The sequence below is a fragment of the Streptomyces sp. NPDC058576 genome (assembly GCF_042718715.1).
GTDB lineage: Bacteria > Actinomycetota > Actinomycetes > Streptomycetales > Streptomycetaceae > Streptomyces.
In genome coordinates this window covers 50,283-71,558 of record NZ_JBHXPF010000037.1, presented here as the reverse complement: position 1 = coordinate 71,558, position 21,276 = coordinate 50,283, and the positions used below count along the sequence as shown (strand labels likewise).

Below are 21,276 nucleotides of genomic sequence, written 5' to 3'. Positions count from 1 at the left end.
CATGGATCTTGGACTGAAGGACCGCGTCTACATCGTCACCGGAGCGACCCGGGGCCTCGGCAACGCCACGGCCCGCTCCCTGGCCGCCGACGGCGCGAAAGTGATCATCACCGGCCGGGACGAGAAGTCCGTCGAGGAGGCCGCCGCCGAGCTGGGCGGGGGCGTGGTCGGGCTCGCCGCCGACAACGCCGACCCGAGCGCCGCCCAGCGCCTGGTGGACACCGCGCGGGAACGTTTCGGGCGGCTCGACGGCATTCTCATCAGCGTCGGCGGGCCCGCCCCCGGCTTCCTCGCGGACAACACGGACGACCAGTGGCAGACGGCGTTCGAGACGGTGTTCCTGGGAGCGGTACGGCTCGCCCGGACCGCGGCGGCCGCGCTCGGCGAGGGCGGTGCGATCGGCTTCGTGCTCTCCGGGTCGGTCCATGAGCCGATCGCGGGGCTGACCATCTCCAACGGGCTGCGCCCCGGTCTCGCCGGTTTCGCCAAGTCGCTCGCCGACGAGCTGGGGCCGCGCGGCATCCGGGTCGTGGGCGTGCTGCCCGCCCGGATCGACACCGACCGGGTCCGCGAACTGGACGCGCTGTCCGGCGACGCGGAGGCCGCCCGCACCGCGAACGAGGCGCGGATCCCGCTGCGGCGCTACGGGACGCCCGAGGAGTTCGGGAGGACCGCGGCCTTCCTGCTCTCCCCCGCCGCCTCGTACCTCACGGGCATCATGGTCCCGGTCGACGGCGGATTCCGGCACGGCTTCTGACCGGCCGGCACCCCTGGGGACACACCGCCCCGGTCCCGTACGCCCACGGGCCCGTCGTACACCGCCGGGCCCGTCCCCGTACGCCCACGGGCCGTCAGGACACCCGCTCCGCGCGGTGCTTGACGGCCTTGAGGCGTACCTCGGCGGGAAGCGCGTCCAGACCGGCCGAGTCGCGTGCGTGCGTCAGCGCCCCGTCGGCCACTGCCTCCAGCGTCCCGAGCGGCGCGGCGTGCGGCTCCATCAGCAGCCGGAGCCGGGCCCGGGGCGCGGTGCGGCGGCCGGTCAGCATCGCCTGGGCGCGCGCCACACCGTCCAGTTCGCCCGCCTCCCCGGCGAGCACGCCCTCCAGGGCCCGGCCGCGCAGTTGTGCCCCTTCGCCGTCGCCGCTGTCCACCAGCACCTCGGCGAGCCGGCCGCGGCGGAGCTGGGCGAGGAACCACCACAGGGCGAGGACCACCAGGACGGCGAGGACCGCGATCACGGTCGGCCACCACCAGCCCTCGTCGCGCCAGCGGTGCCGGTCGGCGGCGCTGAGCAGCACATCGTTCTTGCCGTCCCAGGGCCACCAGGAGGGCAGGGACACGCCGAGGCCGGCGGCGAGCACGGCTCCGCCGACGACGACCAGCACCAGCCCGGCGAGGGCCAGCAGGACCCGGTTGACGGTGGAGCGCATGCGGCTCATCCCTTCTTCGCCGGTCGGTGCACCTGGACGGAGAGGGCCGGCGGCTTCGCCAGGCCCAGTTCCCGGACGGCCTTCTCCAGCGCGGCGCCCAGGTCGGTCCGCACGTCGTCGAGTTCCCGGAAGTGCGAGAGCGCGCGCACCTTCGCCTTCCGCCGTCCCATCCTCACCCGTACGGACTGCACGCCGGACACCTCCACGGCCCGGTCGCGCAGCACGAGGGCCGCGGCGGTGCGGTCGAGTCCGGCCCGGACGTCGGCGCGGTCGCGGCGCATCGGCAGCAGGTCGCGCAGTCCGGGGGTGAGGGCCAGCAGGATCAGCCACAGGCCGATCGCCGCGGCCACCCCGGCTCCGATGAGCACGGGGACGTCGTCCAGGCGCTGTTCGGCCAGTCCGTCGGCGAGGGAGCGCCGCCACTGCATCGCCGGATGGTCGGCCCGTACGGCGGCGATGTCGTAGAGCAGCAGTCCGGCCGCTCCGAGGACCACGAGGGCCAGCAGGGCGGCCGGGATCCGGCGCGCGGACCAGAAGCGGCCGGCCCTGCCGTCGCCCTGTTCCAGGGTGGGGACCGGTTCGCGGGCGTCGGCCGACGCGTCCGGGACCGGCGTGCGCGGGTCTTTGTCGCTCTGGTCCACGGTGGGCATCCGCCGGGTGGAGCCGTTCGGTTCGCCGGGTTCGGTCATCGGAGCCTCCCCTGTGCGGCGGCGCTCGCTCCGGCGGGGTGCAGCCGCTCGACCTGGACGGCCACTTCGGGCACCTCCATGCCGGCCAGCGCCTTGACCCGCTGGGCGACCCGGCGGCGTACGGCGCCGCACTGGCGGCCGATGTCGCTGGGGTAGCCGAGCTCCAGGCTGACCCGGACCCGGGCGGCGTCGCGGTGCACGGTCACCGTGGCACGCGGCGACGCCCCGTCAGCGGGCGATTCGTCGACCGCTTCCTTCGCCGCCTGGGCGGCGATCTTGGCGACGACACGGTCGGCGATCCGGGTCTCGCCCCGTTCGGCGGCGGCGACCCGGCCGGTCACCGCCGTCACCGTCGCCGGTCGCCGCGCTCGCGACTCCGGAAGAAGTCGCCGGGCTCCAGGTCGCCGTCCAGGAAGCGGCCGGCGATGAAGCCGATCGCGCCCAGCGCGGCCACCAGTACGAAGGCTCCGAAACCGCCGAAATATCCGGCGAACCCGAGCGCCATGCCGGCCAACAGACCGGCGACAGCCATGCTCATCGTGTTCTTCTCCTCAACTGCCGTGCGACGGAGATGCGGAAGGACTACTGGACCCGCTGCTCGGGCTCGTCATCGTCGTCTTCCTCGTCGGGCAGCTTGACATCACTGACCGCGATGTTGACCTCGACGACTTCGAGACCGGTCATACGCTCCACGGCGGCCACGACGTTCTCGCGCACGTCCCGGGCCACATCGGAGATGGCCACGCCGTAGTCGACGACGATCTCCAGGTCCAGGGCCGCCTGGGACTCGCCGACCTCGGCCTTCACCCCACGGGTGACGGACTTGCCGCCGCCGGGGACGCGGTCGCGGACAGCGCCGAACGTCCGCGACAGGCCGCTGCCCATCGCGTGGACGCCGACGACATCGCGTGCCGCCAATCCGGCGATCTTCTCGACGACGCCGTCGGCGATGGTGGTACGGCCCCGGGTGCCGGGGTCGCCGCCGCCGCGCTTGCCGAGGGACTTGTCGCCCGAACCGCTGTCGGGGTTGTTGCGCTGGGAGCTTTCAGTCATCGCCGCTCTTCCCTTCGGGGCAGGGTTGGACTTCCTTGCCCACGTTAAGTGCGCTTTCCCCATCCCGCGCCGTGGATGCGGCAGGCTGGGGCGATGACAACGGCGCGGGGCCCGCAGAGGGCCGACGGATGGACCGCTGCGGTACGCCAACGGCTGGGCCTGGGCAGGCTGCTGCCGCTGGGCGGTCCGGCCGACGGCGCGTGGATCGCGGAGACGGCGGCCGCCTCGGTGCTCCGCGGGGCGGCGGCCCGCCCGGGTTCGGTGCTGGGGAGGCTACGGATCGGCCCGGCGGAGGAAGCGGTGGAGGGTGCGGTGACCGGGGACGGCCCCGAGGCCCGGCGGGACCCGGCGAACGCGGCGGGCCCGGCCGGCCCGGTGCCGCCCCCGGCTCCGCCGAGCGCGCTGCCGCCGGGGCCGCTGCGGATCGAGGCCGAGTTCTCGGCTGCCCCGGACCGGCCGCTGACCGACACCGCGGCGGCCCTGCGCGGGGCACTCCTCACGGCGGCGGCCGCCCGGCTGGGTCTGGAGATCACCGAGGTGGACCTGACGGTGACGGCATTGCTGGAGGACGGTGCGCCCGATCAGGTGACGGCGCCGGCGGCGGCACCGGCGGCCCGGGTCGCGAAGCCGGAGGGCCCGGTGGCGAGGGCAGCCGCCGGGACGCCGGGCGTCGTCTCGCTGACCCGGGTCCTGGGCAGCCCCGTGCACACGTCCCGGGACCACGTCCGGGTCGAGGTGGCGACCGCCGGGGACCACCGGGCGCTGGATGTCGCCCGGTCGGTGCGCACGGCGGTGGCGGCCGCCGCGGAGGAGCGGCTGCCGGTGTCGGTGCTGGTCACGGACGTGGTCAGTCGGTGATGCCCGCCAGGTCGCGGAGCCGGCGGCCCTGGGCGGCCCGCTCGGCGACACGCTGCTCCTCGTAGTCGCGCGAGAGCGCGCCGGCGAGGAGGGCCTTCGTCTCGACGACGGCGTCGCGGGGCGCGGCGACCAGGGCGCCGGCGAGGTCGCGGGCCGCCGCATCGAGCTGGTCGGCGGGCACCACGAGGTTGGCGAGGCCGGTGCGCTCGGCCTCCTCCGCGTGTACGAAGCGGCCGGTGGCGCAGATTTCGAGCGCGCGGGCGTACCCCACGAGGTTCACCAGGGGGTGGGTGCCCGTGAGGTCGGGAACGAGGCCGAGGCTGGTCTCGCGCATGGCGAACTGCACGTCCTCGGCGACGATCCGCAGATCACAGGCGAGGGCGAGCTGGAAGCCGGCGCCGATGGCGTGGCCCTGGACCGTCGCGATCGACACGAGGTCGTTGCGGCGCCACCAGGTGAACGCCTCCTGGTACTCGGCGATGGTCGCGTCGAGCTCCGCCTCCGGGCCGCGCGCCATGTCGAGGAACGACGGTTCGCCGTCGAAGCCTTCGGGGGTGAAGGCCTGCCGGTCGAGGCCCGCGGAGAAGGACTTGCCCTCGCCCCGGAGCACCACCACCCGCACCGTGCCGGGCAGCGCCCGTCCGGCCTCGGTCAACGCCCGCCACAGAGCGGGAGACTGAGCGTTGCGCTTGGCCGGATGGGTGAGCGTCACCGTGGCAACGGCGTCGTCGACGGTGAGCCGTACGCCGTCCTTGTCGAGCACAGTGTCGAGCGAGGTCATGGGGCGCCTCCGGATGGGGTGCAGTCAGCACTCGGAATTAAGTGACTGAACAGTAACCACCCGGACGGCCTTGCGGTCAGCCGGGTGGTCACCCCGCATTCCCTCGGGCCCTAAGGCGCCGGAAACCCCGGAATGCCGGAACCTCGAACATCCGAGGCCTCAGGCCGAAGCGGCCTTCTTGCCTCGTGTCGCGCCGCCGCGTCCCCGCAGCGTCACTCCGGACTCACTGAGCATCCGGTGGACGAACCCGTAGGAGCGGCCGGTTTCCTCGGCCAGCGCCCGAATGCTCGCACCGGAGTCGTACTTCTTCTTCAGGTCTGCCGCGAGCTTGTCACGCGCGGCGCCGGTTACCCGGCTGCCCTTCTTCAGAGTCTCGGCCACCCGTGCCTCCTCATGGGAAGTGCGCTCTGGACTCTCATGATCACCCCTCCCGCGCTTCCTGGCCACCCATTCGGCAAGGTCGGTGCGTGCGGTTTCCCTGACGGGAAGGGCGCCAACACGAGCGGAATCCCTGATTCCAGCGGGCGCACGGGGGCGCACTGCCCGGGCCGACCGAAGAACCGGCAGGTCAGGGCCGTACGGGGAGGGGCCGCCCGAAAAGGGGCGCACGGCGGGTGAGCGCCGGGCGCACCACCGGAGTACGAGAGGTTCTCACGCAGATGATGGATCACGCGTAGGCCGAATGATCTATCCCCGGTGGATCAGGCGAGGGCGACGAGGTCGCGGTAGTCCGCTCCCCAGAGGTCCTCGACACCGTCCGGGAGCAGGATGATCCGCTCCGGCTGGAGCGCCTCGACGGCGCCTTCGTCGTGGGTGACGAGGACGACGGCGCCCTTGTAGGTGCGCAGCGCGCCGAGGATCTCCTCGCGGCTGGCGGGGTCGAGGTTGTTCGTCGGTTCGTCGAGCAGAAGCACGTTGGCGGAGGAGACGACCAGGGTCGCGAGCGCGAGCCGGGTCTTCTCGCCGCCGGAGAGCACGCCCGCGGGCTTGTCGACGTCGTCGCCGGAGAAGAGGAAGGAACCGAGCGTCTTGCGGACCGCGACGAGGTCGAGGTCGGGGGCGGCGGAGCGCATGTTCTCCAGGACCGTGCGCTCCGGGTCGAGGGTCTCGTGCTCCTGGGCGTAGTACCCGAGCTTGAGGCCGTGCCCCTCGATGATCTGTCCGGTGTCGGGCTTCTCGGCCCCGCCGAGCAGGCGCAGCAGCGTGGTCTTGCCCGCGCCGTTGAGGCCGAGGATGACTACGCGGGAGCCCTTGTCGATGGCGAGGTCGACGTCGGTGAAGATCTCCAGCGAGCCGTACGACTTGGACAGGCCCTCGGCCATCAGCGGGGTCTTGCCGCAGGGCGAGGGGTCGGGGAAGCGCAGCTTGGCGACCTTGTCGGAGACGCGCACGGCCTCCAGGCCCGAGAGCAGCCGGTCGGCGCGCTTGGCCATGTTCTGGGCGGCGACGGTCTTGGTGGCCTTGGCGCGCATCTTGTCGGCCTGCGCGTTGAGGGTCGCGGCCTTCTTCTCGGCGTTCTGGCGCTCGCGCTTGCGGCGCTTCTCGTCGGCTTCGCGCTGCTGCTGGTAGAGCTTCCAGCCCATGTTGTAGACGTCGATCTGGGAGCGGTTGGCGTCGAGGTAGAACACCTTGTTGACGACCGTCTCGACCAGTTCGACATCGTGGGAGATCACGATGAAGCCGCCGCGGTAGGACTTGAGGTAGTCGCGCAGCCAGACGATGGAGTCGGCGTCGAGGTGGTTGGTCGGCTCGTCCAGGAGCAGGGTGTCGGCGTCCGAGAAGAGGATCCGGGCCAGCTCGACGCGGCGGCGCTGACCACCGGAGAGCGTATGGAGGGGCTGGCCGAGCACCCGGTCGGGCAGGCTGAGCGCGGCGGCGATGGTGGCGGCCTCGGCCTCGGCGGCGTACCCGCCCTTGGTGAGGAACTCCGTCTCCAGGCGCTCGTACTTCTTCATCGCCTTCTCGCGGGTGGCGCCCTGTCCGTTCGCCATCCGGTCCTCGTTCTCCCGCATCTTGCGCAGGATCGTGTCGAGGCCGCGGGCGGAGAGGATGCGGTCCCGGGCGAGGATGTCGAGGTCGCCGGTGCGCGGGTCCTGCGGGAGGTAGCCCACCTCGCCGGACTTGGTGATGGTGCCGCCGGCGGGAGTGCCTTCGCCCGCGAGGCACTTGGTGAGGGTGGTCTTGCCCGCTCCGTTGCGGCCGACGAGGCCGATGCGGTCGCCCTTGGCGATGCGGAAGGAGGCGGATTCGATGAGGATGCGGGCGCCGGCGCGCAGCTCGATGCCGGAAGCGGTGATCACGGGAAAACTCCAGGGCAGTGTGGACGGCGGAGGGACGAGGGCGGAGGTCTCTCGACGCCGCTAATGCACAAGGAGGAAGGCCATACGGCCCATTCTACTGGCGGCGCGCAACTCCTTTTCCGCGTGCCCGGTGGGACGAACCGTCCGATACTCGGCGCAGGGCGGCACCCCGTCGCCCGCCCGAGCCCGAGGGTGGTGCGCCCGTGCAGTTCGACGACGACGCCGATCTGGACACGTCCGAGGTCCAGGACGTGCGCGGCAGCCGGATCCCGGGCGGGAGGGCCACCGTGGGCGGTGGCATCGCCGGGGTGATCGCTCTGATCCTGGGCCTGCTCTTCGGCGTCGGGCCCGATCAGCTCGGCCTCACCTCCGACGGCGCGGACCCGGCGGCGACCTCGTCGTCGGCCGGTCAGGTGCAGGAGAGCTGCCTGAAGGGGCAGGACGCGAACAGCCGGGAGGACTGCCGGACGGTGGCAGTGGTCAACAGCGTGCAGGACTTCTGGCGTCAGGAGTTCGAGCGGCGGGACGCCTCGTACACGGGCGCCCGGACGGTCTTGTTCAGCGGGCAGGTGGGCACCGCGTGCGGGGCCGCCACCTCGGCGGTCGGGCCGTTCTACTGCCCCGGCGACCGCAAGGTCTATCTGGACCTCGGGTTCTTCGACGACCTGCGGACGAAGTTCGGCTCCAGCGGCGGACCGTTCGCCCAGGCGTACGTGGTGGCGCACGAGTACGGCCACCATGTGCAGAACCTGATGGGCACGCTGGGCCGGTCGCAGGACGGGCGGCAGGGCGCGAACAGCAACGCGGTGAGGGTGGAGCTGCAGGCCGACTGCTACGCCGGGGTCTGGGCGCACCACGCCACGACGACGCCGGACGAGTCGACCGGCCGGCCGCTGATCACGGAGCTGACCCGGGCGGACGTCCGGGACGGCCTGGACGCGGCGGCGGCCGTCGGCGACGACCGGATCCAGGAGCGGTACCAGGGGCGGGTCACCCCGGAGTCGTGGACGCACGGTTCGGCGGCGCAGCGGCAGCAGTGGTTCTCCACCGGGTTCCGCACGGGCGACATGGCCCGGTGCGACACCTTCGCCTGAGCCGGGACGGACGGCCTGCCGTTGTCAGTGGCCGGTGGAAGACTGAGACGCAGATCACATCGGACGGTACGGACGGCAGGAGAGGTGAGTGTCATGGCCGACGCGGCGAGCGGGGTTCCGACGATCTACCCGACGATCCTCTACGACGACGCGAAGGCGGCGATCGAGACGCTGACGCGGGGCCTCGGCTTCACCCGGGAGGCGGTCTACGAGGGCGAGAACGGCAGTGTGCTGCATGCCGAGCTGTCCCTGGGCAACGGCAGGGTGATGCTCGGCTCGAAGGGGCGCGAGGGCCTGTTCGCCCGGGCGATGGCCGGCGCGGGCCCGGCGGGGGTGTACGTGGTGGTGGACGAGGTGGACGCGCACTGTGCCCGGGCCAAGGAGTTCGGCGTGGAGATCCTGATGGAGCCGACCGACCAGGACTACGGCTCCCGGGACTACATGGCGCGGGACGCCGAGGGCAATGTGTGGAGCTTCGGGACGTATGCCCCGGGGTCCGCCGGCTGAGCGGAGGACCCCGTCCGCAGGAGGCTGTGCGCGGTGCCCGGTCTGGCCGGGGCGTGCGCAGCGCGCGGCCCCCGGGGGCGTGCGGCTCTCAGGCTCCGCCGGTGTGCACCTGGAAGGCGGCCCGGCGGACCGCTTTGGCCAGAGCCGGGTCCGGGTGGGCCGCGGCCAGGGCGACCAGGACCTGGACGGTGCGGGGGTGGCCGACGGCCCTGACCTCGTCGAGGAGGGCCGGGACGGTGCCCTGGACGGCGGAGTCGAGGTGGCGCACCAGCAGGCCGGTCTCGCCGTGGTCGGCGACGGCGGCGGCCGTGTCGACCCAGAGCCAGGTGGCCTCCTCGCGGCTGAGGACGTCCTGGGCGTCGTCCGGGTCGTTGCCCTCGTACTCGGCGAGCCAGAGCAGCGCGTAGGGCCGCAGCGAGGGTTCGGCGAGCACGGCGCGGACCTCGGGTTCGGCGGGGGCGCCGACGACCCGCAGCGCCTCGAAGGCCAGTCCGCGCAGCAGCGCGTCCTCGCCCCGGGCGACGGCGAGCAGTTCGGCGACGGCGCTGCCGACGGTGCGGGCGGCGAGCCAGGCGCGGTATTCGTCGCGCGCCGGACCGGGGGTGAGCCGGGCGCAGCCGAGGAGCATGTCGGCGGCGGACTGTTCGATGTTCCCGGCCGGGCTCTGGGCGGCGACGCAGATCTGTTCCAGCTTGACCCAGACCGCCCAGTTGCCGAGCGGGGTGAGGGTGGCGTGCCCCTTGCCCAGCGTCAGTGCCCCGACGGCGACGAGGCCCTCCAGCGCCCAGTCGAGCAGGAGGGCGTTGAGGTCGGCGCTCCGGGCCGGCCCGGCGGTGGTCCCGGCCTGGGCGGCGACCGCCTCGGCCGGGGCGGCGGGCGCGGATCTGCCGGGTCCCAGGGGCACTTCGCAGCGCTCCTCCTGGAGTTCGGCGACGCGCTGGCCGAGGAGGTCCAGCAGGGCGGGGACGGTGACGGGCCCCGCGGAGAGCTGCAGGAGCGAGAGCACCTGGGGCACGGCCTCGACGGCTTCGGCCACCGCGCCGGCCTCGATGTCGGCGGGTGCGGCGTGCACGAGCGACCAGGCGTCGAAGAGCGCCACCCAGCCGCGCAGGACGGCGGAGTCGTCCCGGTCCCAGGCGCGCAGCCGCCAGCCGGGGCGGGCGGTGTCGCCGTGCAGCTCGATGAGTCCGGCCAGCCGGGCCCGGTCCCACCCGGCGCGCACCTGCGCCGGGGAGAGCTCCAGGGCGGTGGCCGCCCGTTCGAGGGCATGGGCCGCGAGCGGGGCGGCGTTGCCCGGCCCCGGGGTGCCGGCCGCCCAGTGGGCGATGCGCACGGCGTCGGCGAGCACCGCCCTGGCCTGGCGGGCCAGTTCCGCACGGGGCGGGGTGCCCTCGGGGGGCCTGGGGGCCGGCCTGGTGCGCCGGGTGGTCACGGCCTTGCGGGCGGTGGCAAGGGGTCGCGGGCGGACAAGTCGCAGCCTGGAGTCGCGCGGGGTACGGGACGTCACGGGAGCAGTCTTGCTCCTGACGGCCCGAAAGCCCAAACGGAAGGCGTTTCACCGGTACGTGAAAGGTTCCTCCGGTGCGACGGCAAGGGGGAGAGTTCACCCCATCGGCTCACATCAGGGGCGTGAGGAAGCGTCGCAGGGTCTCTTCGTAGCGGGCCGGGTCGGCGTTCCACATCGACGCATGCGGAGCCTCGGCCACGGCGTGGAGGCTGACCAGATCCGGGCGGCGGGCGGCGAACTCGCGGGAGGAGAGCCAGGGGGCGATCGTGTCGTCGGGGCCGTGCAGGATCAGGGTCGGGGTGTGCAGGGAGGCCGGTACGGAGGTCTCCAGCACGGGAGCGGGGCTCATGCCGGTCCGGCCCTGGGCGGCGCGGACGGCGAGCGGCAGCAGGGCCGCCGGGACTCCGCGGGCGGCGGCCAGGGCGCGCAGGGTGACCGGCCAGTCCAGCACCGGGGAGTCGAGGACGATGCCGCTGATCCGGTCGCGGAGCGGGGACTCGACCGCGGCGTACAGGGCCATGGTGGCACCGGTGGACCAGCCGTGGACGATCACGTTGCGGGCGCCGTAGCGCAGGGCGTAGCGGATGGCGGCGTCGAGGTCGCGCCACTCGGAGACGCCGAAGTGGCCGAGGCCGTCGGCGGGGCGAGGGGCTCCGGGGTCGCCCCGGTAGGCGAGGTCGAGCACCGGGAAGTGCTGGGCGTTCAGGAAGCCCATCAGGTTCATGGGGTGGGACCGGGTGGCGCCGAGGCCGTGCACCGTGATGACCCAGGTCTCGCGCCCGCCGGGGACGTACCAGGCGGGCAGGGTCCCGAGCTCGCCGGGGATCTCGACCTCCTGGTGATCCAGGCCGAGGTCGCTGCCGGGGTCACCGCCGTACAGGGCGGGGGTGAGACGCACTTTCGCGCCCGGTTCGAGGATCCCGGCGCCGACGCTCTCCAGTCTCCGGACGACGGTGTCGGCGCCCTGGGAGGCCCCTTCGACGACCGGCCCGACGACCGCGTGGACCCCTGGTCCGGCGAGGCCCCAGGTGCCGGGCCTCAGCGCCGAGAAGGAACGGGTCAGGGTGACCTGCCCGGCCGCCGTGTCGTGCACGGTGAGTCTGCGGTCGGCGGGGAGGGGACGTCCGGGCGTCGCCCTGAGGGCGACGTCACTGGCGTACCGGCCGGCCGCGACCGCTGCCGCACCGACGCCGAGGATCGTGGTGACGGCCGTTGCCGTCGCGGTTACCGGGCGCACCGCTTCAGTGTCCTGGGGCGGGAGGCGGGGTGCCAGTGGGCGGGGCCGTCCGGGGCAGCTCCCGTGTCTCCGGCGGCCCGGCGGGCAGGGGCGCGGGGCCCCGGACTCGGGTCAGCCGGGCTGGCCGTACCCCTTGAGCGCTTCGGTCACCTCGGCCAGCTGGGCCGTGTCGAGCAGGGCCGGGGTGCGGCCGGGCACGGAGCTGGCGGTGAGCCAGAGGTGGCAGAGCCACTCCAGTTGGGCGGTGCGGTCGTAGGCCTGGTCGAGCGTGTCGCCGTAGGTGACGGTGCCGTGGTTGGCGAGCAGGCAGCCGGTGCGGCCCCGGAGGGCTTCGAGCATGGCGTCGGCCAGCTCCGGGGTGCCGTAGCGGGCGTAGGCGGCGGTCCGGACGGGGCCGCCGAGGATGGCCGCCGCGTAGTGCACGAGCGGCACCTCGGTGACGAGGGTGGAGACGGCGGTGGCGTGCACGGCGTGGGTGTGGACCACGGCGGCGGCGTCGGTGGAGCGGTAGACCGCCAGGTGCAGGGGGAGTTCGCTGGTCGGCCCGAGGTCCCCGAGGACCTGGCGCCCTTCCAGGTCCACGCCGACCGCGTCCTCGGGGCCGAGCCGGTCGTAGGGAACCCCGCTGGGCGTCACCAGGACGAGGTCGCCGACGCGGGCGGAGACGTTGCCGGAGGTGCCGACGACCAGGCCGTCCGCCGCGCTCCGACGGGCTGTGTCCACGACGGCCCGCCAGGCCTGGCCGACGGATTCCGGCTGCTGCTCGCTCATGGGGCGAGCGTAGGGGGGAGGGCGCGCAACCGGAACGTCACGAAGGGAGTGACGGGGATCTCTTCCGGGTGCCGAACAGCCGGTCGCAAGGTTCGCCAACGGGCGGCAAAGGCCGCCCACATCCCGCCCCACAGGCACGCGCAGCCTCCCCCGCACACAAGCGGAGGCGGCCCACTCCGTTTGGGGTCACCGCAACGCCCTGCTCAGTTCATCTTCCGTTCACTCAGGTTGCCTACGGTCCACGTGCCACTGACGTCGAACGATTGCCTGGGTAAATGGAACACATCACGCTGCTGCTTGCGATTGTGGTCGTAACAGCTCTCGTGTTCGATTTCACGAACGGTTTCCACGACACCGCCAACGCGATGGCGACCACCATCTCGACCGGCGCACTGAAGCCCAAGACAGCGGTGGCGATGTCCGCCGTTCTCAACCTGATCGGCGCGTTCCTGTCGGTGGAGGTCGCCAAGACGATCTCCGGCGGGATTGTCAACGAGGACGGCCTCAGAACCGAGGTCATCTTCGCGGCGCTCGTCGGCGCCATCCTGTGGAATCTCCTGACCTGGCTGGTCGGCCTGCCCTCCAGCTCCTCCCACGCCCTGTTCGGCGGTCTGATCGGCGCCGCGGTGATGTCGGCCGGCTGGTCGTCGATCAACGGCGGCACCGTGGTCACCAAGGTGCTGCTCCCGGCGATCGCCGCCCCGCTGGTGGCCGGCCTCGCCGCGATGCTGGCCACGCGGCTGACGTACCGGATCAACCGGAAGGTCACCGACCCGAACCAGCTGAAGTCGACGGCCAAGGGCTACCGGGCCGGACAGATCGCCTCCGCCGGTCTCGTCTCGCTCGCCCACGGCACCAACGACGCCCAGAAGACGATGGGCATCATCACGCTGGCCCTGGTCACCGGCGGCGTCCTCGCCCCCGGCTCCAACCCGCCGATGTGGGTCATCGTCTCCGCCGGTGTCGCCATCGCGCTCGGTACGTACCTCGGTGGCTGGCGCATCATCCGCACCATGGGCAAGGGCCTGACCGACCTTCAGCCGCCGCAGGGCTTCGCCGCCCAGACGAGTGCGGCGACCGTCATCCTGGCCTCCTCGCACCTCGGCTTCTCGCTCTCCACCACGCAGTCCTGCTCCGGGGCCGTGATGGGCGCGGGTCTCGGCCGCAAGGGAGGCGTGGTCCGCTGGTCCACCGCCACCCGGATGTTCATCGCCTGGGGTCTGACGCTGCCGGCCGCGGGTCTGGTCGGCGCGGGCGCCGAGTTCCTGACCAAGCAGGGCACGTGGGGCATCACCGTCACCGCGATCCTGCTCGTGGGCGGCTCCTTCGCGATCTGGCTGGCCTCGCGCCGGCAGCCGGTCGACCACACCAACGTCAACGACACGGACGGCGGTGACGACGAGCGCCAGGGCGTCGTCACCACCGCCATCGCCGCGGTCCAGCCGCCGCCCATCGGCGGCCCGGCCGCCGAGCTCATGACCACCATCCCGGCCCCGGCCTCGGCGCCCGACGACCCGGCCCGGCCGCCGGCCAAGGTGTAAGGACACATCCGCATGAAAATCGACTGGGCAGCTCTCGCCTCCGTCTTCGGTGTCAGTCTCGTGGTCACCGTCGCGCTGGTCGGCCTCTTCACCCTGGGCATCGTCGCCCTCTCCAAGCAGTCCGCGACGGCCGGAAGCAGCGCCTCCGGCGGATCGGTCGCGCTGGCGCGCACCGGCGCGTACGCCTGCTTCGGGCTGTGCGTGGCGGCGGTCTCGTACGGGATCTACCTGATCGTCGCCTGACCCCGCACAGCGCACTCCTTCGGGCCGGACACACCCTCGTGTGTCCGGCCCGATGTGCGTCCGCCCACAGTGGAGCCCCGCAGGTCAACAGCGAGTTGACGACTGTTCTCGGGGCGTGGTGGACTGCCGGAGCCATTTACGGCGACAGCAGAGGAAGCCGGTGCGAATCCGGCGCGGTCCCGCCACTGTCACCGGGGAGCACTCCCCCACACCGGACGTCACGGCTCGCGGCACGCGGGCTGGAAGGCCGGGGGAACTGCGGATCCGGGAGCCAGGAGACTCTCGTCGCCGGTCACGTCGAACCAGGGCGCGGACCCTGAGTGAGGACCTACACCATGCCCGGCCGCCGTGCGCCGTCTCCTGCGCCGATTCCCGCCCCCCTTCGTGCCGGAACGCCTCTTTCCGCGACGGGCTGAGCCGTGCGTGCGGACCGTGTCTTCGCGTACGGCGCCACCACCGGGCTGATCGCCGACGCGCTGCTCGGCGACCCCCGCAGGGGCCACCCCGTCGCCGCGTTCGGCCGCGCCGCCGCGCGGGTCGAGTCCGTGCTGTGGCGTGACGACCGCGGCCGGGGCGCGCTGCACACCCTCGTCTGCGCCGGAGGCGCCGTGGGAGCCGCCGCGCTGACCGCCCGCGCCGTGCGGGGACGCCCGGCGCTCGCCGTCGCGCTGACCGCCGCCACCGCGTGGTCCGTCGTCGGCGGTACGTCGCTGGGCCGGGAGGCCCGCGCCATCGGAGGCGCGCTGGCCGCCGGGGACCTGGAGGTGGCCCGGGAGCGGCTACCGCATCTGTGCGGGCGCGATCCGCACTCCCTGGACGGGCCGGGGATGGCCCGCGCGGTCGTCGAGTCGGTCGCCGAGAACACCTCGGACGCAGTCGTCGGCGCGCTGGTGTGGGGGGCGATCGGCGGGGTTCCGGGGCTCGTCGGGTTCCGGGCGGTGAACACGCTCGACGCGATGGTCGGCCACAGGTCGCCCCGCTACCGCCGCTACGGCTGGGCCTCGGCGCGCCTGGACGACGTGGTGGGGTGGCCCGGCGCCCGGTTGACGGCCGCGCTGGCCGTGGTGGGCGGCGGGCGGCCCCGGGAAGCCGTACGCGCCTGGAAGGCCGACGCACACCGTCACCCGAGCCCGAACGCGGGGCCGGTGGAGGCCGCGTTCGCGGGGGCGCTCGGCGTACGGCTCGGCGGGACGCTGGCGTACGCGGGGCGCGTCGAGCACCGGCCGGTGCTGAACGGGGCGGCCGGGCGGGAGGTGCGAGGCGCGGACATCGAGCGCGCGGTGCTGCTTTCGCGCCGGGTGAATGCGCTGGCGCTGGGCGTGTGCGTGGCGGGGCGGTTGGCGGCGGGACGCCTGGTCGCGCGGCGATCGGTCGCGGCGCGGAAGCGGGGGCGGGCATGAGCGGTACGACACGGTGGAGTGCGGTACGGGAACGGGGACGGGCATGAGTGGCGGCGGGCTGCTGGTCGCGGGAACGACCTCGGACGCGGGCAAGAGCGTCGTCACGGCGGGCATCTGCCGCTGGCTGGTGCGCCGGGGCGTGAAGGTCGCGCCCTTCAAGGCGCAGAACATGTCCCTCAACTCCTTCGTGACCCGTGAGGGCGCGGAGATCGGGCGCGCCCAGGCGATGCAGGCGCAGGCCGCCCGGGTGGAGCCGACGGCTCTGATGAACCCGGTGCTGCTGAAGCCCGGCAGCGACCGCTCCAGCCAGGTGGTCCTGATGGGGAAGCCGGTCGGCGAGATGAGCGCCCGGGGGTACCACGGGGGCCGTCAGGAGGCCCTGCTCGGGACGGTCACGGACTGTCTGGCGGAGCTGCGGTCGACGTACGACGCGGTGATCTGCGAGGGGGCGGGGTCCCCCGCCGAGATCAACCTCCGGCGGACCGACATCGTGAACATGGGGATCGCGCGGGCCGCGCGGTTCCCCGTGCTGGTGGTCGGGGACATCGACCGGGGCGGGGTGTTCGCCTCGTTCTTCGGCACGACGGCGCTGCTGAGCGCGGAGGACCAGTCGCTGGTCGCGGGCTACCTGGTGAACAAGTTCCGGGGAGACGTCTCGTTGCTGGAGCCGGGCCTGGACATGCTGTACGGCCTGACCGGGCGTCGGACCTACGGGGTGCTGCCGTACGCCCACGGGCTCGGCATCGACGAGGAGGACGGCCTGCGGGTGTCTCTGCGGGGTGCCGTACGGGAGTCGGTCGTCGCGCCGCCTCAGGGGGAAGACGTGTTGCGGGTCGCGGTCTGCGCGGTGCCGTTGATGTCGAACTTCACGGACGTGGACGCCCTGGCCGCCGAACCGGGCGTCGTCGTGCGGTTCGTGGACCGGGCGGAGGAGCTGGCCGACGCCGACCTGGTGATCGTGCCCGGCACGCGCGGCACGGTGAAGGCCCTCGCCTGGCTGCGCGAGCGGGGACTCGCGGACGCGCTGGTGCGGCGGGCGGCGGAGGGCCGGCCGGTGCTGGGGATTTGCGGCGGGTTCCAGGTGCTCGGTGAGCGCATCGAGGACGAGGTCGAGTCGCGGGCGGGGGTCGTGGACGGGCTGGGGCTGCTGCCCGTACGGGTGCGGTTCGACCGGGACAAGACGCTGGCGCGGCCGGTGGGTTCGGCGCTCGGCGAGCCGGTGGAGGGGTACGAGATCCACCACGGGGTGGCCGATGTGCGGGGCGGGGAACCGTTCCTCGACGGGTGCCGGGTGGGGGCGGTGTGGGGGACGCACTGGCACGGGTCGCTGGAGAGCGACGCGTTCCGGCGGCGGTTCCTGGAGGAAGTGGCCCGGGCCGCCGGGCGGCGGTTCGTGCCGGCGCCGGACACGAGTTTCGGGGTGCTGCGGGAGGAGCAGCTGGATCGGCTCGGGGATCTGGTGGAGGAGCACGCGGACACGGATGCGTTGTGGCGGTTGATCGAGGGGGGTGCGCCTGGGGGGTTGCCGTTCGTGCCGCCGGGGGCGCCGGCCCTGCCGAGTGCGGGTGCGGGTGCGGGTGCGGGTGCGGGTGCGGGTGCGGGTGCTCCGGAGAGCCGGGGCGCTGCCCCGGACCCCGCTCCTCAATCGCCGGAGGGGCTTGAAGTTGCCGGGGCCGCTGCGTCAAGAGGCGAGGGGCTTGAAGTTGCCGGGGCCGCTGCGCCAAGAGGCGAGGGGCTTGAAGTTGCCGGGGCCGCTGCGCCGAGAGGCGAGGGGCTGGAAGTTGCCGGGGCCGCCGGGCTCGGGCAACAAGCTGGACAGCATGTCGACCAGGAGGCCAAGTGAGTACGCCGTATCCCTTCACCGCGATCGTCGGGCAGGACGACCTGCGGCTCGGGCTGTTGCTCAACGCCGTCAGTCCGGCCGTCGGCGGAGTGCTCGTGCGGGGCGAGAAGGGGACCGCCAAGTCCACCGCCGTGCGGGCCCTCGCCGCCCTCATGCCCGAGGTCTCCGTCGTGCCGGGGTGCCGGTTCTCCTGTGATCCCGTCTCCCCCGATCCGGCGTGTCCCGACGGGCCGCACGCGGAGACCGCCGGTGTGTCGCGTGCGGCGCGGACCGTCGAGCTGCCCGTCGGCGCGTCCGAGGACCGGCTCGTGGGGGCGCTGGACATCGAGCGGGCGCTCTCGGAGGGCGTGAAGGCGTTCGAACCGGGGCTGCTGGCCGACGCGCATCGCGGGATCCTGTACGTCGACGAGGTCAACCTGCTCCACGACCACCTGGTGGACCTGCTGCTGGACGCGGCGGCCATGGGCGCTTCGTACGTCGAGCGCGAAGGCGTCTCCGTACGGCATGCGGCGCGGTTCCTGCTGGTCGGGACGATGAACCCGGAAGAGGGCGAGCTGCGGCCGCAGTTGCTGGACCGGTTCGGGCTGACCGTGGAGGTGGCCGCGTCCCGGGACACCGACGAGCGGGTCGAGGTCGTGCGGCGCCGGCTCGCGTACGACGACGATCCCGAGGGGTTCGCCGCGCGCTGGGCCGCGGAGGAGTCGGCGCTGCGGGAGCGGATCGCCACCGCGCGTGCCCTGCTCCCCCGCGTCGTGCTCGGTGACGGCGTGCTGCGGCAGATCGCCGCCACCTGCGCCGCGTTCGAGGTCGACGGGATGCGGGCCGACATCGTGATGGCCCGCACCGCCACCGCGCTCGCCGCCTGGGCGGGGCGCGAGGAGGTCACCTCCGACGACGTACGGCAGGCGGCTCTGCTGGCCCTCCCCCACCGGCGGCGACGCAACCCGTTCGACGCGCCGGGTCTCGACGAGGACAAGCTCGACCGGACGCTGGACGAGGCCGCCGGGGATCAGGAGCAGGACAGCGACCCGGGCGACGACGACCCCGACCCCGGCCCGGACGGCGGAGGCGACGGGGGCGGTGGCGGTGGGGTGCCGCCGCAGGCCGACGGGGAGGACCGTACGCCGCCGCAGGGCGAGGGCGGCTCGGACGACACGCCGTCCCAGGCCCCCGAGGGCAAGCCCGACGCGCCCGGCCGGTCCTCCGGAGCCGAGCAGCAGCCGGTGGCGTCCGCCGAGCCGTTCCGGGCGAAGATGCTCAGCGTGCCGGGGCTGGGCGAGGGGGCGGCCGGACGGCGCTCCCGGGCGCGTACCGAGCACGGGCGTACGACCGGCGCGCGTCGGCCGCAGGGGGCGCTGACCAAGCTGCACCTGGCCGCGACCGTGCAGGCCGCCGCCCCGCACCAGCACGCGCGCGGGCGCTCCGGGCGCGGGCTCGTGGTGCGCCGGGACGATCTGCGGCAGGCGACCCGGGAGGGGCGTGAGGGCAACCTCGTGCTGTTCGTCGTGGACGCCTCCGGGTCGATGGCGGCCCGGCAGCGGATGAGCGCGGTCAAGGGGGCCGTGCTGTCGCTGTTGCTGGACGCCTACCAGCGGCGGGACAAGGTCGGTCTGGTCACCTTCCGGGGCAAGGAGGCCGAGGTGGCGCTGCCGCCGACCTCGTCCGTGGACGCGGCCGCCTCCCGCCTGGAGTCGCTGCCGACCGGGGGCCGTACCCCGCTGGCCGCGGGGCTGCTGAAGGCCCATGACGTGCTGCGGGTGGAGCGGCTGCGCGATCCGTCGCGGCGCCCGCTGCTGGTCGTGGTGACGGACGGGCGGGCGACCGGCGGTCCGGAGCCGGTGGCGCTCGCGGGGCGGGCCGGGCGGCTGCACCGCTCGGAGGGGACGGCCTCGGTCGTCGTGGACTGCGAGTCCGGGTACGTACGCCTCGGTCTCGCCGGGGAGCTCGCCCGGGAGTTGGGAGGCACCGCCGTCACGCTGGACGAGCTGCGGGCCGACTCGATCGCCGGGCTCGTCAAGGACGTCACCGCAGCCGGGAGGGCCGCTTAATGCCGCAGGGACAGCCGATATCGGTGCCGGACGACGGGCTCACCACCCGTCAGCGGCGCAACCGACCGCTCCTGTTCGTGCACACGGGCATAGGCAAGGGCAAGTCGACGGCGGCCTTCGGGCTCGCGCTGCGGGCCTGGAACCAGGGCTGGCCGATCGGGGTGTTCCAGTTCGTGAAGTCGGCGAAGTGGAAGGTCGGCGAGGAGAACGCGCTGAAGGTGCTGGGCGCGAGCGGCGAGGGCGGCACGGTCGACTGGCACAAGATGGGCGAGGGCTGGTCCTGGGTCCAGCGCGACGGCCAGCTCGACAACGAGGAGAAGGCCCGCGAGGGCTGGGAGCAGGTCAAGCGCGACCTGGCGGCCGAGACGTACAAGCTCTACGTGCTGGACGAGTTCGCCTATCCGCTGCACTGGGGCTGGATCGACACCGACGAGGTCGTCGAGGTGATGCGGAACCGGCCCGGCACCCAGCACGTGGTGATCACTGGCCGCAACGCGCCGGACGCGCTGATCGAGGCCGCCGACCTGGTGACCGACATGGCGAAGGTCAAGCACCCGATGGACGCGGGGCAGAAGGGCCAGAGGGGCATCGAGTGGTGAGTGTGCCCCGTCTGGTCATCGCCGCTCCTGCCTCCAACAGCGGCAAGACCACCGTCGCCACCGGTCTGATGGCCGCCTTCGCCGCGCGCGGGCTCGCCGTCTCACCGCACAAGGTCGGCCCGGACTACATCGATCCGGGCTACCACTCCCTGGCGACGGGCCGCCCCGGCCGGAACCTCGACGCGTACATGTGCGGGACGGATCTCATCGCCCCGCTGTTCGCGCACGGCTCGGCGGGGTGCGACCTCGCCGTGGTCGAGGGCGTGATGGGGCTGTACGACGGTGCCTCGGGGCAGGGTGAGCTGGCGTCGACCGCGCAGGTGGCCAAGCTGCTCAGGGCCCCGGTGGTGCTGGTCGTGGACGCCTCCTCGCAGTCGCGGTCGGTGGCGGCCCTGGTGCACGGGTTCGCCTCCTGGGACCCGGAGGTGCGGATCGGCGGGGTGATCCTGAACAAGGTGGCCTCCGACCGGCACGAGGCGCTGCTGCGGGACGCGCTGGACGAGTCCGGGCTGCCGGTGCTCGGGGTGATCCGGCGGGCCCCGCAGGTCGCGACGCCCTCCCGGCACCTGGGTCTGGTCCCGGTGGCCGAGCGGCAGGACGACGCGGTGGACGCCGTACGCGCCATGGGCGAGCGGGTGCGCGCCGGGTGCGACCTGGACGCGCTGATGGCGCTGGCGCGGACGGCGCCCGCGCTGCCGGACGAGCCGTGGGCACCGGCGTACGCCCCGGCTGCCTCCGGTCAGGGGCCCCGGCCCGTCGTCGCCGTGGCCGGCGGGGCGGCCTTCACCTTCGCGTACGCGGAGCACGCCGAGCTGCTGACGGCGGCCGGTGCGGAGGTCGTGGTCGTCGACCCGCTGCGGGACGAGAAGCTGCCGGTGGGGACGGCGGGCCTCGTGATCGGCGGCGGGTTCCCGGAGGTGTACGCCCCCGAGCTGTCGGCCAACGAGCCGTTGCGGCGGGCGGTGACCGAGCTGGCCCGGAGCGGGGCCCCGGTGGCCGCCGAGTGCGCGGGGCTGCTGTATCTGGCGCGGGAGCTGGACGGGAAGCCGATGTGCGGGGTGCTGGACGCCGAGGCCCGGATGTCGGAGCGGCTCACGCTCGGCTACCGGCAGGCGGTGGCGGTCTCGGACAGTCCGCTGGCGGTGGCGGGGACCCGGATGCGCGGTCATGAGTTCCACCGCACGGTGCTGGAGCCGGGGGCGGGGACCACACCGGCCTGGGGCATGCACCAGCCGGAGCGGCGGGTCGAGGGGTACGTCCAGCGGGGCGTGCACGCGAGCTATCTGCACACCCACTGGGCCGCGTCGCCGGGTGTGGCCCGGCGGTTCGTGGAGCACTGCCGGGTGCTTCCGGCGCGGTGAGCGGCGGCGCGTCC

The 21,276-nt window shown here is 73.6% G+C and carries 22 protein-coding genes and 1 riboswitch; of the genes, 11 read left to right on the top strand and 11 right to left on the bottom strand.

What is annotated here, in order from left to right; translation table 11 throughout:
• Window position 1 precedes the first annotated feature (1 nt).
• Window positions 2–757: an SDR family oxidoreductase gene (locus ACFWRV_RS24240; RefSeq protein ID WP_384337830.1), complete on the top strand. Its 756-nt coding sequence runs from the start codon at window positions 2–4 to the stop codon at window positions 755–757.
• 94 nt (window positions 758–851) lie between these two features.
• Here the strand turns inward: ACFWRV_RS24240 and amaP are convergent, their stop codons facing one another.
• The 5 genes from amaP to ACFWRV_RS24215 are packed head-to-tail and all read right to left on the bottom strand — an operon-like array spanning window position 852 to window position 3,172.
• Window positions 852–1,430 (bottom strand): alkaline shock response membrane anchor protein AmaP, encoded by a 579-nt coding sequence (gene amaP, locus ACFWRV_RS24235; RefSeq protein WP_384337829.1) that lies wholly within the window; start codon window positions 1,428–1,430, stop codon window positions 852–854.
• A 5-nt stretch (window positions 1,431–1,435) separates the two neighbouring features.
• A complete protein-coding gene (locus ACFWRV_RS24230) occupies window positions 1,436–2,119 on the bottom strand; it encodes a DUF6286 domain-containing protein (RefSeq protein ID WP_384337828.1) in 684 nt (227 codons plus the stop codon).
• Window positions 2,116–2,469 (bottom strand): Asp23/Gls24 family envelope stress response protein, encoded by a 354-nt coding sequence (locus ACFWRV_RS24225; RefSeq protein WP_384337827.1) that lies wholly within the window; start codon window positions 2,467–2,469, stop codon window positions 2,116–2,118. Before ACFWRV_RS24225 ends, ACFWRV_RS24230 begins: the two co-directional genes overlap by 4 nt.
• Window positions 2,466–2,657 carry a hypothetical protein gene (locus ACFWRV_RS24220; protein WP_006123598.1) on the bottom strand — a complete coding sequence of 64 codons (192 nt, stop codon included), beginning with the start codon at window positions 2,655–2,657 and terminating at the stop codon, window positions 2,466–2,468. The genes ACFWRV_RS24225 and ACFWRV_RS24220 overlap by 4 nt, the downstream gene beginning before the upstream one ends.
• A gap of 44 nt (window positions 2,658–2,701) precedes the next feature.
• The gene (locus tag ACFWRV_RS24215; protein WP_384337826.1) at window positions 2,702–3,172 is read right to left on the bottom strand and encodes an Asp23/Gls24 family envelope stress response protein; all 471 of its coding nucleotides are present in this window, start codon (window positions 3,170–3,172) and stop codon (window positions 2,702–2,704) included.
• 93 nt (window positions 3,173–3,265) lie between these two features.
• Here ACFWRV_RS24215 and ACFWRV_RS24210 point away from each other — a divergent pair, with 93 nt between their 5' ends.
• On the top strand, window positions 3,266–4,030 hold the full coding sequence (locus ACFWRV_RS24210; protein ID WP_384337825.1) for a hypothetical protein: 765 nt from the start codon (window positions 3,266–3,268) through the stop codon (window positions 4,028–4,030).
• On the opposite strand, the gene ACFWRV_RS24205 is transcribed toward ACFWRV_RS24210, so the two are convergent.
• The 3 genes from ACFWRV_RS24205 to ACFWRV_RS24195 form a co-directional block, all read right to left on the bottom strand.
• Window positions 4,020–4,811: an enoyl-CoA hydratase/isomerase family protein gene (locus ACFWRV_RS24205; RefSeq protein WP_384337824.1), complete on the bottom strand. Its 792-nt coding sequence runs from the start codon at window positions 4,809–4,811 to the stop codon at window positions 4,020–4,022. The genes ACFWRV_RS24210 and ACFWRV_RS24205 overlap by 11 nt on opposite strands.
• 159 nt (window positions 4,812–4,970) lie before the next feature.
• On the bottom strand, window positions 4,971–5,192 hold the full coding sequence (locus tag ACFWRV_RS24200) for a helix-turn-helix domain-containing protein (RefSeq protein ID WP_006123601.1): 222 nt from the start codon (window positions 5,190–5,192) through the stop codon (window positions 4,971–4,973).
• Between the two features lie 320 nt (window positions 5,193–5,512).
• Window positions 5,513–7,111: an ABC-F family ATP-binding cassette domain-containing protein gene (locus ACFWRV_RS24195; protein ID WP_384337823.1), complete on the bottom strand. Its 1,599-nt coding sequence runs from the start codon at window positions 7,109–7,111 to the stop codon at window positions 5,513–5,515.
• Between the two features lie 203 nt (window positions 7,112–7,314).
• Here ACFWRV_RS24195 and ACFWRV_RS24190 point away from each other — a divergent pair, with 203 nt between their 5' ends.
• Together ACFWRV_RS24190 and ACFWRV_RS24185 are read left to right on the top strand one after the other, a co-directional pair.
• On the top strand, window positions 7,315–8,205 hold the full coding sequence (locus ACFWRV_RS24190) for a neutral zinc metallopeptidase (RefSeq protein WP_384337822.1): 891 nt from the start codon (window positions 7,315–7,317) through the stop codon (window positions 8,203–8,205).
• A 93-nt stretch (window positions 8,206–8,298) separates the two neighbouring features.
• Window positions 8,299–8,712 (top strand): VOC family protein, encoded by a 414-nt coding sequence (locus ACFWRV_RS24185; RefSeq protein WP_384337821.1) that lies wholly within the window; start codon window positions 8,299–8,301, stop codon window positions 8,710–8,712.
• Window positions 8,713–8,800: 88 nt separating this feature from the next.
• Here ACFWRV_RS24185 and ACFWRV_RS24180 read toward each other — a convergent pair whose 3' ends face one another.
• The 3 genes from ACFWRV_RS24180 to ACFWRV_RS24170 all read right to left on the bottom strand — a co-directional run bounded on the left by ACFWRV_RS24180 (window position 8,801) and on the right by ACFWRV_RS24170 (window position 12,227).
• Window positions 8,801–10,144 carry a hypothetical protein gene (locus ACFWRV_RS24180; protein ID WP_384337842.1) on the bottom strand — a complete coding sequence of 448 codons (1,344 nt, stop codon included), beginning with the start codon at window positions 10,142–10,144 and terminating at the stop codon, window positions 8,801–8,803.
• Window positions 10,145–10,328: 184 nt separating this feature from the next.
• Window positions 10,329–11,456: an alpha/beta hydrolase gene (locus ACFWRV_RS24175; RefSeq protein WP_384337820.1), complete on the bottom strand. Its 1,128-nt coding sequence runs from the start codon at window positions 11,454–11,456 to the stop codon at window positions 10,329–10,331.
• Between the two features lie 111 nt (window positions 11,457–11,567).
• Window positions 11,568–12,227 (bottom strand): class II aldolase/adducin family protein, encoded by a 660-nt coding sequence (locus ACFWRV_RS24170; RefSeq protein ID WP_384337819.1) that lies wholly within the window; start codon window positions 12,225–12,227, stop codon window positions 11,568–11,570.
• A 275-nt stretch (window positions 12,228–12,502) separates the two neighbouring features.
• On the opposite strand from ACFWRV_RS24170, the gene ACFWRV_RS24165 reads away from it, so the two are divergent.
• The 7 genes from ACFWRV_RS24165 (at window position 12,503) to ACFWRV_RS24135 (ending at window position 21,262) form a co-directional block, all read left to right on the top strand.
• Window positions 12,503–13,768 carry an anion permease gene (locus ACFWRV_RS24165; RefSeq protein WP_384337818.1) on the top strand — a complete coding sequence of 422 codons (1,266 nt, stop codon included), beginning with the start codon at window positions 12,503–12,505 and terminating at the stop codon, window positions 13,766–13,768.
• A gap of 12 nt (window positions 13,769–13,780) precedes the next feature.
• Window positions 13,781–14,011, top strand: a complete 231-nt coding sequence (locus ACFWRV_RS24160) for a hypothetical protein (RefSeq protein ID WP_242740653.1) — start codon at window positions 13,781–13,783, stop codon at window positions 14,009–14,011.
• A 149-nt stretch (window positions 14,012–14,160) separates the two neighbouring features.
• Window positions 14,161–14,293: riboswitch (cobalamin riboswitch) on the top strand.
• A gap of 137 nt (window positions 14,294–14,430) precedes the next feature.
• Window positions 14,431–15,411, top strand: a complete 981-nt coding sequence (locus ACFWRV_RS24155) for a cobalamin biosynthesis protein (RefSeq protein WP_384337817.1) — start codon at window positions 14,431–14,433, stop codon at window positions 15,409–15,411.
• A 43-nt stretch (window positions 15,412–15,454) separates the two neighbouring features.
• Complete coding sequence (locus ACFWRV_RS24150; RefSeq protein ID WP_384337816.1) at window positions 15,455–17,254, top strand: cobyric acid synthase; 1,800 nt, start codon at window positions 15,455–15,457, stop codon at window positions 17,252–17,254.
• Window positions 17,251–19,302 (top strand): putative cobaltochelatase, encoded by a 2,052-nt coding sequence (locus ACFWRV_RS24145; RefSeq protein ID WP_384337815.1) that lies wholly within the window; start codon window positions 17,251–17,253, stop codon window positions 19,300–19,302. Before ACFWRV_RS24150 ends, ACFWRV_RS24145 begins: the two co-directional genes overlap by 4 nt.
• Complete coding sequence (gene cobO, locus ACFWRV_RS24140; RefSeq protein ID WP_384337814.1) at window positions 19,302–19,901, top strand: cob(I)yrinic acid a,c-diamide adenosyltransferase; 600 nt, start codon at window positions 19,302–19,304, stop codon at window positions 19,899–19,901. The genes ACFWRV_RS24145 and cobO overlap by 1 nt, the downstream gene beginning before the upstream one ends.
• Entirely contained in the window at window positions 19,895–21,262 is a 1,368-nt protein-coding gene (locus tag ACFWRV_RS24135; RefSeq protein ID WP_384337813.1) for a cobyrinate a,c-diamide synthase, read from the top strand. Before cobO ends, ACFWRV_RS24135 begins: the two co-directional genes overlap by 7 nt.
• The last annotated feature ends 14 nt before the right edge of the window (window positions 21,263–21,276 follow it).